The organism is Roseateles sp. P5_B10 (assembly GCF_056400485.1).
In genome coordinates this window covers 1-519 of the sequence record NZ_JBFULE010001771.1, presented here as the reverse complement: position 1 = coordinate 519, position 519 = coordinate 1, and the positions used below count along the sequence as shown (strand labels likewise).

At 60.7% G+C, this 519-nt stretch carries 1 protein-coding gene; it reads left to right on the top strand.

From position 1 onward, the window contains the following. The coding region (locus AC1DU6_RS35820; RefSeq protein WP_477863404.1) for an FHIPEP family type III secretion protein at positions 1–519 on the top strand (519 nt) is incomplete at both ends.

Here is a 519-nt window from a genome sequence, read left to right as displayed (position 1 = left end):
TGGCGCTGAACGTGGCGACCACACGCGTGATCCTGTCGCATGGCGGTGAGGGAGAAAACGCCGCCGGCTATGTCGTCGCCGGTTTCGCCAAATTCGTGATGGGCGGCGATTTCGTCATCGGCCTGATCATCTTTGCAATTCTCGTTACCGTGAATTTCGTGGTGATCACCAAGGGTGCGACACGTATCGCCGAAGTCGGCGCTCGCTTTTCGCTTGACGCCATTCCCGGCAAGCAGATGGCGATCGACGCCGATCTSTCSGCCGGYCTGATCGATGACAAGGAAGCGCAGCGTCGGCGCCACGAGCTGGAGGAGGAGAGCTCGTTCTTCGGCGCCATGGACGGTGCYTCSAARTTCGTSCGCGGCGACGCGATCGCCGGCCTGATTATCACCGCCATCAACATCTTTGGCGGCATCATTATCGGCGTCACTCATCATGGCATGGAGCTGTCACGCGCCGCCGACGTCTTCACCAAGCTCTCGGTTGGTGACGGTCTGGTCTCGCAGATCCCGGCGCTGA